The sequence below is a fragment of the Gordonia araii NBRC 100433 genome, assembly GCF_000241265.1.
Classification (GTDB): domain Bacteria; phylum Actinomycetota; class Actinomycetes; order Mycobacteriales; family Mycobacteriaceae; genus Gordonia; species Gordonia araii.
The window spans coordinates 187,665-200,237 of record NZ_BAEE01000056.1; the positions used below are offsets into that span (position 1 = coordinate 187,665).

Consider the following 12,573-nt stretch of genomic DNA (forward strand, 5'->3'; position numbering starts at 1 on the left):
CCCTTGAGGACGAACTTTGACGTGAGGGACTTGTGTGACGACACCGGATACGCCCGACCAGCAGCCGTCGGGCACTGACGGCTCTGAGGGCCAGGTCAACCTGAACAAGGACTCGGCGGCATCGGCCCAGACCGAGGCGGTCTACTACGCCGACCACGTCAGCTATCCGGCGCAGGGATACCCGGAAGGCCAGGCGCCGCCGAGCGGCGCCGATCAGGCCGCCGGGCCGCAGGAGAACTACGCGCAGCCGGGACAGGACCAGCAGGGCAACCCGCAGGCGTATGCCCAACCGGGATATGCGCCGTCGGCCTACACCGAGCCGGTCCCGCCGGTCTACGGGGCGCCCCCTCCGGGATACGGCCAGCCTCAGGCGGGATACCAGGCCCAGCCCGGATATCCGGCGCCCGCTCCGAGCCCTTATGCGCCCAACCCCTATGCGTCGGCATACGGGGCGGCCTACGGCACGCCCGGCTACGGTTATCCGCCGAAAACGTCGTCGACGAACGGACTGGCCATCGCCGCGCTGGTCGTCGGACTCGCCGGCATCGTCACGACGTTCTGCCTCTTCTTCACCGGCCTCGTCAGCGGTATCACCGCGCTGGTGCTCGGGCTCGTCGCGCTCAAGCAGATTCGTGACGACCCGACGCCCGATTCCACCAGTAAGAACATGGCCATCGGCGGCATCGTCTTGGGAGCGCTGCAGCTGTTGGTGCCGATCGTCGGATTGATCATCATGCTGGTCAGCGCGATGGCGTCCTAGGAGGATTGATGACTAATCCGACCGACCCGCAGGACCACGATCGGCCGACCGGCGCGGCCGAGGACGAATGGTCCTCGGTCAACCTGAGCAAGCCGGCCCCGGCCGACCCTCCGCTGCAACCGCCGACCGCGCAGGAACAACCGGTGGGCGAGTCGGCGACGACCGACCCGGCACCACCGGTGTATCCGGCGCCGCCGGGGTACTCGGCTCCGACCGGGTATTCGGCCCCGCAGCAGTACGCCGCGCCCGGATACGGCGCCGCGCCCACCCCCGATCCGTACGCGGCGGCCTATGGCTACCCGGTGGCCCCGGCAGCCGGTCCGGGGACCGACGGTCTGGCGATCGCCTCGCTGGTCTGCGGGGCTCTCGGTTTGACGTGCTGCCTGACCGGGCCGATCGCCCTGATCCTCGGGATCATGAGCTTGCGCAACCAGAACCGAGACGGCACGGGCGGAGGCAGCAACCGGGGAATGGCCATCGCCGGCATCGTGCTCGGCGGGTTGGCCACCGCGGTCATCGTCGCCTATGCCGTGTTCCTGATCGTCGTCGCGGTCACCGGAGTGTAGTAGGCCGTTTTGGCCTGCGCCGCCTCGGACGCTATCCTGGCAGGGTTGCGCGCCCACCCGGTCCGACGCCCGGGGATGTCGGCGCAATCGAAGACTTGAAGGAAAGAAGGACACATCATGGCCGTTCCGAAGCGCCGCATGTCGCGGGCCAACACCCACAGCCGACGCTCGCAGTGGAAGGCGGACAACGCCGCCCTGCAAGAGGTCAAGATCAACGGCGTGCCGCAGCGCCTCCCGCGCCGCCTGGTGAAGGCCGCCGAGCTCGGCCTCATCGACGTCGACCGCCGCTAGGCCGTCGCCGCCGCACTCGGCGGACCGTAGACGAACAAGGGCGCCCACACGCGATGTGTGGGCGTCCTTGTTGTGGTGCGCGGGTCAGCTCTGGGCGATGACCTTGTTCACGATGCGCGAGACGAAATTGGGGACGACCTTGCTGGCGTTGTTGAGGACCGTCGTCTGCACGCCCACCGAGTAGTGCGTCCGGTGGATGAGCTTGTCGGCCGGACCCGGGTGCACCGAGGTCCACACGCGATCGGCGATTTCCTCCGGCGTGATCCGAATGCCGAGCGTCTTCGCCGACTTGGAGTCCTCGTCGGCGAGCGCGGTCTTGGCCCACAACGGCCAGATGGCGACGACGCGGATGTCGTCTTTCTGCCACTCGAGTTCGAGCGCCTCGGTCAGACCCGCGACGTAGAACTTCGACGCCGAGTAGGTCGCGATGTCCGGCTGGCCGTAGATCGCCGATGCCGAGGCGATGTTCACCAGGTGCGAGCCGGGCGTCGCCTTCAGATAGGGGTGGGCGGCCTGGGCGCCGAGCGTGACCCCGAGGACGTCGATGTCGATCTGCGCCTTGACGGCCTCCGGCGTGATGGTGTCGAGGCTGCCCGCGACGAGAATGCCCGCGTTGTTGTCCAGGACGTCGAGCGTGCCGTCGGTGTGCGACGTGAAGTCGGCGAGGGCCTTCTTCCACTGATCCGGTTCGCGCACGTCGAGCACGCCGGTGACGAACGCCGGATTCTCCTTCTTCACCGCCTCGAGTGCTTTGGCATCGACGTCGTAGACGCCGACCGTCCATCCTTCGTCGGCGAAACGCCGTGCGGTTGCCAAGCCGATTCCGGCGGCGCCGCCGGAAATGAAGATTGAGGGCATAGTGCCTACCTTCGCTGTGCGGAGTCATCGGCCGCGGTGGGTCCGCGCCGTGCACCTCATCGTACTTACCCGCGAGTAACCCTCCGTGCCGGGCGTGGGCGGCCCGCCTTCATCCCGGTCACGATTGCCCGTAACGGTGCCGCGCGGCGCCCGATCTTGGTAGCTTCGGGCCTGTTCGGACTCAAAATCATGGCAAAACCAACGCAAGTGAGGAAGCCGAGATGACTCAACCTCCCATCGATCCGGGCCAGCAGCCGCCGGTGAACCCCGGCCAGCAACCGCCGGTCGTCCCGTCGCAGCCGGGCGCGTACCCGCCCCCGCCGCCGGGTGCCCCGGGTTCGTATCCGCCTCCTCCGCCCGGTGCCTACCCGCCCGGACCGGGTGCAGGGCAGCCGTACAGCATCGGTGACGGCTTCAGCTGGGCGTTCAACAAGTTCGGCAAGAACGTCGGTCCGCTGATTCTCGCGACGCTGATCTTCGGGCTCATCGCCGGCGTCGTCTACGGCATCTTCTACGGTCTGGCGTTCGCCATGGCCGACAAGGACACGAGCGCGTACGGCGCGACGACGATCAGCTTCGGTATCGGCAGCATTCTCGTGGGAATCGTCGGTCTGCTGGTGTTTCTGGTGGTGCTCGGCTATATCGCCGCGTCCTACTGGCACGGCATTCTGCAGATCACCGATGGCCAGCAGGTCACGCTCGGTTCGTTCTTCCAGCCGCGCAACGTCGGCAACGTGATCATCGCGTCGCTGCTCATGGGCATCATCGTCAGCATCGGCTACGTACTGTGCATCCTGCCGGGCCTGGCCGCCGCCATCTTCCTCTTCTTCACCACTGTCGCGGTGGTGGATCGCAATCTCAGCGGTCCGGAGGGACTGACCACGAGCTTCAACCTGGTCAAGGAGAATTTCGGCCCGGCCATTCTGACCTGGCTCGTGGTCGGCGTCATCACCTTCGTCGGCTCTCTGCTGTGCGGTGTCGGCATGCTGGTCGCCGCCCCGGTGGCCGCGTTGCTCACCGCCTACGCGTGGCGCTCGCTGACCGGCGGATACGTCGCGCCGGCAACTCCGTAGCCCGAAGTCGGAGCAACGGCAGAACCTACGCCGATCACAACTCGGTCCCCCGTCATCCGGCGGGGGACCGAGTTGTCGTTGTGGCTATTCTCGCGGCATGACGCAACCCGGCGGGCGCGTTCGTCCAGCTCTTGCAGGCATTCGCATACCGCCGATTTTCCGGGCAACCCGTCGCGCCCTGATGGGCGACCTTCGCCAATTCTCAGGCGCGCTGCGCTAAGAAGTAACCATGCGGATTCTTGTGGTGGATGACGATCGCGCGGTGCGCGAGTCGCTGCGCCGGTCGTTGACCTTCAACGGCTATGCCGTCGAAACCGCCGGCGACGGGCTCGAGGCTCTCGAGAAAGTCGTGGCGCAGCGGCCCGATGTGCTGCTGCTCGACGTGATGATGCCGCGCATGGACGGGCTGGAAGTCTGCCGTCGTCTACGGTCGGCCGGCGATGACCTGCCCATCCTCGTCCTGACGGCCAGGGATTCGGTTTCCGAGCGCGTCGCGGGTCTGGACGCGGGCGCCGACGACTACCTGGCCAAGCCGTTCGCGCTCGAAGAGTTGCTCGCACGGCTGCGGGCCCTGCTGCGTCGCGCGACGCCCGACGAGGAGGACTCCGAGGCGTTGGAGTTCGAGGACCTGCGGCTGGACCCGGTTACCCGCGACGTGACCAGGGGAGAGCGCGCGATCAGCCTGACGCGCACCGAGTTCGCGCTGCTGGAGATGCTCATGGCCAACCCTCGCCGGGTGCTGTCGCGCAGCCGGATCCTCGAAGAGGTGTGGGGCTATGACTTCCCGACGTCGGGCAACGCCCTCGAGGTTTACGTCGGCTATCTGCGCCGCAAGACCGAAGCGGACGGCGAGTCGAGGTTGATCCACACCGTGCGCGGGGTGGGCTACGTGTTGCGGGAGACGCCGCCCTGAGTCTCTGGTCCGATCTGCGGCGGTGGTCGCAGCGCCATCGCGAAGAAGTCGCGCACCGGGAGATGCGTGAGCCGTTCGCGCTGACCCGATCGGCGTCGCTGACGACCCGCGTCGCCCTGCTCTCGGCCACCGTCGTCGCGGTCTCGGTCTCGTTGATGGCGGCTGCCGCCTACTTCGTGGTGTACCGCGCGATGTACAACGAGGTCGACCGGCAGCTCGAAAGCCGGGCAGACGGGATGACCGCGCTCTCGCGGACCGGTGCGCTGCGCGGCGATCCCCAACGGGTCGTCTCCGGCGCGGTGTTCTCGACCAACATCTCGGTCGCGCTGATCCGTCCCGACGGGCAGACCTTCCTGGTCGGCTCCGTGCCGTTCGAGGGGCCCGAGCGGGCGATCGTGCGCAGCGTGAACAGGCCGGGACAGCACAACCAGAGTCTGCGGACGGTCGGTGACCAGCGGGTGCTGGCCCGCAAGCTGGACCGGGGCTACAGCCTCATCATGTCGCAGAGCCTGCTGCACACCGAGCGCGTGCTCAAGCGCCTCGCATGGGTGCTGCTCGTCGTGGGCGGCGGGGGAGTGGCCCTGGCCGCGCTGGCCGGGACGACGGTGGCCCGCACCGGTCTGCGCCCGGTCGCCCGGCTGACCCGCGCGGCCGAACGCGTCGCGCGCACCGAGGTGCTCGACCCCATCCCGGTCACCGGCAACGACGAATTGGCCCGGCTGACCGAGTCGTTCAACACCATGCTCGCCGCCCTGCGCAACTCGCGCGACAAGCAGGCGCGCCTCGTCGCCGACGCCGGGCACGAGCTCAAGACGCCGCTCACGTCGTTGCGGACCAACGTCGAACTGCTCATCGCCTCGGCCGAACCGGGCGCGCCCGCCGTACCGCTGGCCGACATGATCGAGCTGCGCAGCGATATCGTCGCGCAGATCGAGGAGCTGTCCACCCTCGTCGGCGATCTCGTCGACCTATCGCGGGAGGATGCGCCGGAAGTGGTGCACGAGGAGGTGGACATGGTCGACATCATCGATCGCAGCCTCGAGCGCGTGCGGCGCCGGCGCAACGACGTCGAGTTCGCGGTCGCCGCCGAGAATTGGTACGTCTTCGGCGAGTCGTCGGGCCTCGCGCGCGCTGTTCTCAACGTCCTCGACAACGCGGCCAAATGGTCGCCGGGCGGGCACACCGTGGAGGTCCGGCTGCGCCAGACCGCGGTCGACCGGGCGGTGCTGACCGTGGCCGACGCCGGCCCGGGGATTCCCCTGGAAGACCGCGAGCTGGTCTTCGAGCGCTTCTACCGCGCTGCCGCCTCCCGGTCGATGCCGGGGTCCGGCCTCGGCCTGGCCATCGTGCGTCAGGTGATCGAACGGATCGGCGGTACGGTAAGCACCGGGCAGTCCCACCTCGGCGGCGCGCTGATCACGATGACGCTCCCCGGCCACCCGATCCCGGTGGAACCACCGCCCGTCGTCGTTCGTCAGTAATGTGGACGGCACCGAAGACGGGTGCTCTGACTAGACAAGCGAGGAAGCGCAGTGACGCAACCCCCCTCCAATGACAACTCGCCGTGGCAGTCGAGGCCGTTAGGCGGTCCCGACGAAGGCGTCGAGTCCGCGGCGCAGTGGAGTCAGCCGCGCCCTCGGGAGGCATCGGCCTTTCCCACCTCGCCCGCGCCCGTCGGTCAGCCGACGTCGCCCACCGTGCCGACGGCGCAACCGCCCACCGCGCAGTACGGCGCCTACAGCGGTGCGCCGACCGCGGCCTACCCGCCGATGACGCAGAACGTGACCCCCGCCCCCAAGCAGGGCGGCAAGAAGGCGGCGCTGGCGGCCGGTGCCGTTGCGCTGGCGCTGGTCTCGGGCGGGGTCGGCGGAGTGGTCGGCGCCAACGTCGACCGCACCGACACGCCGGCCGCGGTCGGCGGGGACCGGCACGGCGACGGACAACCACAGGCGCAGCCCCCCGCCCCGGCGGGCAGCGTTCAGGAGGTGGCCGCCAGGGTGCTGCCCTCGGTGGTCTCCATCGCGGTCCGCGTCGGTGATCAGGGCGGTGAGGGCTCCGGCGTGGTGCTCGACGCCGACGGCACCATTCTCACCAACAACCATGTGATCGCCGGCGGGGGACGTGCGGTCGGTGAGCGCCGGCCCGCGATCACGGTGATCTTCCACGACGGGTCGCGGGCCACCGCGCAGTTGCGGGGCGCTGACCCGATCTCCGACATCGCGGTGATCCAGGTGAAGGACCACCCGGGCCTCAAGCCGATCAACGTCGGCTCGTCGAAGAACCTCGCCGTCGGGCAGGACGTCATCGCCATCGGTTCTCCGCTCGGGCTGGCCGGCACGGTGACCACCGGCATCATCTCCGCGCTGAACCGGCCCGTCTCGACCTCGCGCATCGGCGACAACACGTCGGTCATCGACGCGATTCAGACCGATGCCGCGATCAACCCGGGCAACTCCGGCGGCGCCCTCGTCAACGCACGAGGGGCATTGATCGGGATCAACACGGCCATCGCGACGATGGGCGGTCAGGACTCCAACGGCAACCAGCGCGCCACGGGCAGCATCGGCCTCGGGTTCGCCATCCCGATCGACCAGGCGATGCGCGTCGCCGATCAGCTGCGCCGGACCGGAAAGGCCGAGCATCCGAGCCTCGGCGTCTCGGTGGGCCCGGCGTCGACGACCGACCCGACCCAGTCGGGCGCGCGCGTGACCAAGATCGTGCCCAACGGTGCGGCCGCGGCCGCCGGTATTCCCGACGGCGCGGTCATCCACCGCTTCGGAGGGCGCAAGATCACCGGCGCCGACGACTTGGTCGCCGCGGTGCGCTCGTTCGCGCCGGGTGATGTCGTGGATATCGAATACGCGGCCGGCGGTAAGACAACGACCGCGAAGGTCACCCTGAAAACCCTGTCCACCAACTGAATTCGCAACCAAGGAGTCCGATGGCCACCTCGGCGTTCGACGAAACCACCCGCGACGAGTCCGTCGCCGACGCGGCTGCTCGCGAGCTGGCGGCAACGCCGGACGCGGATGGGCCGGACCCCCTCGCGCGCGCCCTGGTCGTGGTGGTCGCCGACGACCATCAGGATACCGACGGGCTCGGGGCGCTGGTCGGCGAACTCCTGGAGGAGGCCGACTTCCACGTCGACGCCACCGTCGTGGTCTCCGGTGACGAGGTCGAGATCCGCAACGCCCTCAACACGGCGGTGATCGGCGGTGTCGACGTCGTCATCTCCGTCGGCGGCGTCGGTGTGCGGGCGCGCGACGTCGCCCCCGAGGCGACCGAGTCGCTGCTCGATCGCCGGTTGCCAGGGATCGAGGAAGCCGTTCGCTCGTCCGGGCTGGCCGCCGGGGCCACCGATGCCGGACTATCCCGCGGTCTCGCCGGCATCTCCGGGCAGACCCTGGTGGTCAACCTCGCCGATTCCCGCGCCGCGGTCCGCGACGGGATGGCGACGATCACCATGCTCGCCCATCACGTCATCGCCGACATCACCGAGTTCTGATGGTTCCCGGCGGCGACGAACCGGACGAATCGGACGAACCCCGCTGGCGGCGCCGTCAGCGTCTCGACGACGTCTTCGGCGATGACCTGCCGGAGACGACCGGCGACGAACGAGGTGCGCGCCCGGGGGGTGGACACACGCGCGATTGGTATGAGCGCAATCGCCCTCCGCACCACGATTAGACGGGGTGGACACTCTTCGCCAACCTGCACCGATGATGGGTGCCCTTAGTCACAGTGGTACCGTTTCGACGAGTTTTGCGTTTGGCCACGAAGGGAATCACATGATGGCGACGTACACGTCGTTGCGTCGGCGCGCGGTCTTACTCGCGGTGGTAGCGACTGCGGCGGTGGTCGGACTGTCGAGCCTGGGTGCCGGTGGCGCGGACGCGCTCCGGCTGCCCGGCGGGTCGAAGAAGTCGACCGGCATCGACGGCCAGGTCGTCACCCTCAAGCGCAGCGCCGAGTACGCGCACAACCAGCCGAGTGAGGCCAACAACGGCATGGTGCGGTCCACCCGGGTGTCCGGGACGTACACCGCGCGGATCAACCGCGGCGGCGGCAACGTCCAGGTCGGCTATCTCGTGGGTTGCCAGGTCAACGTCGGCGGTCTCGATATGGGGATCTCCGGGGGTATATGGGGCGGGCTCGGGGGAGGGGGGCCACTGCCGATGATCAGTGGAAACGTGTCGTTTCCTCTCGCTCCTGGGCAGATCCAGGTCGTGCAGGCCCTCGACAAGAACTTCTACAAGAAGGTCGTCAGCATTCAGCTCTCCGGCGTCGAGATCAACGTCCAGGGCTGCGCCGGCTTCGCCCAGGCCCGCTCCTTCATCAAGGTCCTCGCCGCCGAGGATTACAGCACCGACCGCGGCACGGTCAGCGGCCGCAGCGGTGCCATCCAGACCACCCTCTACGGCAAGCCGTTCAGCCTCGGATAACGCAGAACCAGGACCATGATGATGACCTCGCTCCGCTCCCCGTCCACGCGGCGGCTGCTGGCCGCCGCCGCTGTCGTGCTCGCCGCGGCCACCGCCACCGGAACTGCGATCCCGGCCGCCGACGCCAAGCGGCTGCCCGGCGGCAAGGTGAACAAGAAGCTCGTCGACGGCACGACGGTAAAGGCGCGCCTCTACGACGAGGCGGTGCGCTACCACCGCGGCAACGTCGCCAACATCCAGACCAGCCGCGAGGTGTGGGTCTCGGGCAAGGTCGTCGCCACCATCGGCGGCGGCAAAGCGCAGGGGGCCACCGTCTACGGCGGCTACGTCGTCGGATGTCAACTCAACATCGCCGGCATGAGCAGTGGGCAGTCGGGCGGCGTCGACTCGCGCTACGGTATGCCCGCCGGCATCACTAACACCGGTACGACGCTGCACCTCGGCCCGGGGCAGGCCGGCTGGGTCCCGATCATCCAGACCACCTCGGGCGACTACACGAACTACCGCGACTACAACGTCAACCGCTTCACCTTCCGCGGCACCCGTGGCGGCGTCGCGTACAGCCAGGAGGGCTTCCGGCTCAACGGGTGCGGCGGCTACGCGTCGGCCCGCGCACGGTTCACCATCGAGGTGGAGACCGAGACGGTGCGCGCCCAGGTCGTGGTGTGGGGCAAGCCCTTCAGCCTCGGCTAACGCGCTGCGCGTCCGTCGCGGAGCGACGTTTCCGCGAACCTGGCAGGTACCTGTGTGTTGGCGCCGAGGTCGCTTAAACCGCTAGCCGCGCCCCCGACCGTCCGATTAGCGTCAGAGACACGTTCGGCTCAGCCGATCGCAATCAGTTTGGGTCGGACTACCGAGAGGCAGACACATGAAGTTCAACGTTGATCGTCACCGTCGCGGAGGCTACGGCCGCGGATACGGACGCGGCTATGACCGTCGTTACGGCCGCCCCTACGGCCGTCGTCGTTACTACGGCCGTCCTTACGGCCGTCCTTACGGCCGGCCCTACGGTCGCCCGTACGGCTACTACGGTTCCTAGAACCTGATTCGGCTCCACGGCGAGCCGCACTCGACCACCGGAGAAGACTCCCTGATTCTCCGGTGGTCGAGTTTTATCTACGCTTACTCCCAGGGCGCGGCCACAAACGACCGCGCATCCACCGACACCGAGGATCAGATGGCTCGCAATCGTATGAGGTTCTTCCCGTCTTCACGCGGAAGGTCTCATGGCCCCGGCCGTTTCGACGATGAGGGCCGCGACGATTTCGACTGGCGCGACGAGGCCGCGCTCGACGGACCCGATGACGCCGTCGACGGCGAGTGGGATGTCGAGGGCTGGCAGCGCGGCGACGACGCGCCCATGCCCGACGCCATGTTGGTGCCGCCCCCGACGCCGCTGCACGTCCTGGCGGCCATCAAACGGTTCCGGCCGTACATGCACGGCCTCTACGGCCGCTTGATCCTCGGCATCATCCTGCAGCTCGTCGACCTGCTGGCCAATGTCATCACCATCGCGCTGTTCGCCTACATCGTCGACAACGTGCTGGTGACCGGTGACCTGAACCTGCTCATGAAGCCGATGCTCGCCTGGGTCGCGGTCACGCTGGTCGGTGCGCTGGCCTCGTACTTCGGCGAAGTCATCACGGGCGTGGTCGCCGAGCGCATGGTCACCCGCGTTCGTGACGACCTCTACGAGCACACCCAGCAGCTGGCGCCGCACGTTCGGCGCAAGTACCCGTCGGGCGACCTGATCGCCCGGCACAGCGGCGACGTCGAGTCGACCGAGCATCTCGTGTCCTCCGCCGTCGTCGACGCGAGCCTGGCGATCATCTCGGTGATCGTCTACGCGATCGCCGCGTTCATGGCGCAGTGGCAGCTGGCGCTGGTGGCCTTCGCGCTAGCACCGGTTCTCGCGGTGGTCTCGAAGTGGTTCGGCGTCATCTTGAAACGCGTGTCGCGCCGTGAGCGCATCGCGAACGGCAAGATCAGCGCCATGGTCGCCGAGGGCGTCGACAATTCGCTGGCCATCCAGGCCGACAACCAGGGGCCGACCGACCGGCGCCGAGTCCGCGCCCAGTCGTTGGAGTGGATGCGCGCACGTATCACCGAGCTCAAGGCCGGCGAGCTGTACGGCCAGGCCGTCGGCCTGGTGGAGCTGATGGTGATGCTCGGAGTCCTGGTGCTCGGCGCCTGGATGATCTCGACGGATCGCACCACCCTGGGCGGTCTGATCGCTCTCACCGGCTATCTCGGACAGCTATACCCGCAGATCCAGTCGCTGGGCAGCCTCGCCGTCTCCATCACCACAGCGACGGCCAGCGCCGAGCGCGTCGCGCAGGTCCTCGACGAACCGATCGCCATCACCGACGACGACGTCGACACCGACCCGGAGTCGCCGCTGCCGCTTCCCGCCGCGCTGCCCGTCCACACGGCCGGGGGAGTGCCGGTCAAGTTCGACGACGTCGATTTCACGTACCCGGATTCGCAGACCCGGGTGTTCGACGATTTCTCCCTCGACATCGACGCCGGCGAGTTCGTCGCCCTGGTGGGTCCCAGCGGTGTCGGCAAGACGACCGTGACCCACCTGTTGCTCCGGTTCTACGACCCGGATTCCGGTCGTGTCCTGATCGACGGCACCGATGTGTCGACCCAGCGACTGGCCGACGTGCGCAGCCACATCACGCTGCTGCCACAGCGAATCGCGATCTACCGCGGAACGGTGGCCGACAACATCCGGTTCTCCTACCCCGGCGCCTCGCGCGAGGAGATCGTCGCGGCGGCCAGGGCGGCCGACGCGCACGACTTCATCGTCGGACTGCCCGACGGATACGACACCGAGCTGCGCGACGCCGGAGCCAACCTGTCCGGCGGACAGCGTCAGCGCATCGCACTTGCCCGCGCTTTCTTGCGCGACACCCCGGTGCTGATTCTCGACGAGCCGACCACCGGTCTCGACGCGGCGACGACCGAGCGCGTTCTCGAACCGATGTTGCGGCTGGCGCGATCGCGCACCACCATCCTGATCACCCACGATGCCGAGTTGGCGGCGCAAGCCCCGCGCATCATCGAATTGGCGCAGCTCACCGCTGCGTCCGCAGACCCCCCCGATCAACGGGCGGATTGAGAGGAATCACATGAACCAGAAGCGAACGGCGCTCATCGCCGCTCCGATTCTCGCGGCCGGCGTGTTGTTCGGCGCCGGCGCCGTGCATGCCGTTCCGGATAACGGTGGCGGCGGCGATCGCGGCGGGCACAGTCAGGGCCAGAACAACGATCGGTCGGGTAATGACCGTTCGGGCAATGACCGGTCCGGTAATGATCGCTCGGGCAATGACCGGTCGGGTAATGATCGCTCGGGCAATGATCGGTCGGGTAATGATCGCTCGGGCAATGACCGGTCGGGTAATGATCGGTCGGGCAATGATCGGTCGGGCAACGACCGCGGCCGGGACCGCCAGGATCGGCGCGGTGATCGGCAGCGGGATCGGAACGACCGGCGCAGCGATCGGCAGCGCGACCGGCACCACCGGCAGCGCGACCGTCACGATCGACGCTACGACCGCCACCGGCACCGGCACGATCGGCGGCACCACCGCCACGATCGGCGCCCGCAGGTGCGCCCCGATCACGATCGCGGGCACCGGCAGCGCCCACCGCGCCGCGACTACGA

Annotated in this window: 15 protein-coding genes; 12 read left to right on the top strand and 3 right to left on the bottom strand. The window is 68.3% G+C overall.

From position 1 onward, the window contains the following. The first annotated feature begins 34 nt into the window (after positions 1–34). From GOARA_RS19005 to rpmF, 3 genes are all read left to right on the top strand, one after another. On the top strand, positions 35–760 hold the full coding sequence (locus GOARA_RS19005; protein ID WP_007322511.1) for a DUF4190 domain-containing protein: 726 nt from the start codon (positions 35–37) through the stop codon (positions 758–760). An 8-nt stretch (positions 761–768) separates the two neighbouring features. Further along, positions 769–1,326, top strand: coding sequence for a DUF4190 domain-containing protein (locus GOARA_RS20755; RefSeq protein WP_007322512.1), 558 nt, complete (start codon positions 769–771; stop codon positions 1,324–1,326). A 117-nt stretch (positions 1,327–1,443) separates the two neighbouring features. After that, a complete protein-coding gene (rpmF, locus tag GOARA_RS11340) occupies positions 1,444–1,617 on the top strand; it encodes a 50S ribosomal protein L32 (RefSeq protein ID WP_007322513.1) in 174 nt (57 codons plus the stop codon). 84 nt (positions 1,618–1,701) lie between these two features. On the opposite strand, the gene GOARA_RS11345 is transcribed toward rpmF, so the two are convergent. Next, positions 1,702–2,475, bottom strand: coding sequence for an SDR family oxidoreductase (locus tag GOARA_RS11345; RefSeq protein WP_007322514.1), 774 nt, complete (start codon positions 2,473–2,475; stop codon positions 1,702–1,704). A 221-nt stretch (positions 2,476–2,696) separates the two neighbouring features. Between GOARA_RS11345 and GOARA_RS11350 the strand changes: the two genes are divergently transcribed. From GOARA_RS11350 to GOARA_RS11370, 5 genes are all read left to right on the top strand, one after another. Continuing rightward, complete coding sequence (locus GOARA_RS11350; protein WP_007322515.1) at positions 2,697–3,548, top strand: DUF7847 domain-containing protein; 852 nt, start codon at positions 2,697–2,699, stop codon at positions 3,546–3,548. A gap of 229 nt (positions 3,549–3,777) precedes the next feature. Beyond that, the gene (locus GOARA_RS11355; protein WP_007322516.1) at positions 3,778–4,461 is read left to right on the top strand and encodes a response regulator transcription factor; all 684 of its coding nucleotides are present in this window, start codon (positions 3,778–3,780) and stop codon (positions 4,459–4,461) included. A 62-nt stretch (positions 4,462–4,523) separates the two neighbouring features. Further along, complete coding sequence (locus GOARA_RS11360; protein WP_007322517.1) at positions 4,524–5,942, top strand: HAMP domain-containing sensor histidine kinase; 1,419 nt, start codon at positions 4,524–4,526, stop codon at positions 5,940–5,942. Positions 5,943–5,993: 51 nt separating this feature from the next. Then, positions 5,994–7,382 (top strand): S1C family serine protease, encoded by a 1,389-nt coding sequence (locus tag GOARA_RS11365; protein ID WP_007322518.1) that lies wholly within the window; start codon positions 5,994–5,996, stop codon positions 7,380–7,382. A 20-nt stretch (positions 7,383–7,402) separates the two neighbouring features. Further along, on the top strand, positions 7,403–7,966 hold the full coding sequence (locus tag GOARA_RS11370; RefSeq protein WP_007322519.1) for a MogA/MoaB family molybdenum cofactor biosynthesis protein: 564 nt from the start codon (positions 7,403–7,405) through the stop codon (positions 7,964–7,966). On the opposite strand, the gene GOARA_RS20235 is transcribed toward GOARA_RS11370, so the two are convergent. Further along, positions 7,936–8,103 (bottom strand): hypothetical protein, encoded by a 168-nt coding sequence (locus GOARA_RS20235; RefSeq protein WP_170265511.1) that lies wholly within the window; start codon positions 8,101–8,103, stop codon positions 7,936–7,938. The two genes, GOARA_RS11370 and GOARA_RS20235, sit on opposite strands and share 31 nt — an antisense overlap. Positions 8,104–8,249: 146 nt before the next feature. Between GOARA_RS20235 and GOARA_RS11375 the strand changes: the two genes are divergently transcribed. The 4 genes from GOARA_RS11375 (at position 8,250) to GOARA_RS11385 (ending at position 12,027) form a co-directional block, all read left to right on the top strand. Then, positions 8,250–8,903 carry an MspA family porin gene (locus GOARA_RS11375; protein ID WP_138947658.1) on the top strand — a complete coding sequence of 218 codons (654 nt, stop codon included), beginning with the start codon at positions 8,250–8,252 and terminating at the stop codon, positions 8,901–8,903. Between the two features lie 21 nt (positions 8,904–8,924). Next, positions 8,925–9,596, top strand: coding sequence for an MspA family porin (locus tag GOARA_RS11380; protein ID WP_138947659.1), 672 nt, complete (start codon positions 8,925–8,927; stop codon positions 9,594–9,596). Between the two features lie 175 nt (positions 9,597–9,771). Then, positions 9,772–9,942 (top strand): hypothetical protein, encoded by a 171-nt coding sequence (locus GOARA_RS20240; RefSeq protein WP_007322523.1) that lies wholly within the window; start codon positions 9,772–9,774, stop codon positions 9,940–9,942. Between the two features lie 138 nt (positions 9,943–10,080). Further along, positions 10,081–12,027: an ABC transporter ATP-binding protein gene (locus GOARA_RS11385; protein ID WP_007322524.1), complete on the top strand. Its 1,947-nt coding sequence runs from the start codon at positions 10,081–10,083 to the stop codon at positions 12,025–12,027. On the opposite strand, the gene GOARA_RS20245 is transcribed toward GOARA_RS11385, so the two are convergent. After that, positions 11,984–12,544, bottom strand: a complete 561-nt coding sequence (locus tag GOARA_RS20245; RefSeq protein WP_007322525.1) for a hypothetical protein — start codon at positions 12,542–12,544, stop codon at positions 11,984–11,986. The two genes, GOARA_RS11385 and GOARA_RS20245, sit on opposite strands and share 44 nt — an antisense overlap. Positions 12,545–12,573: the final 29 nt, after the last annotated feature.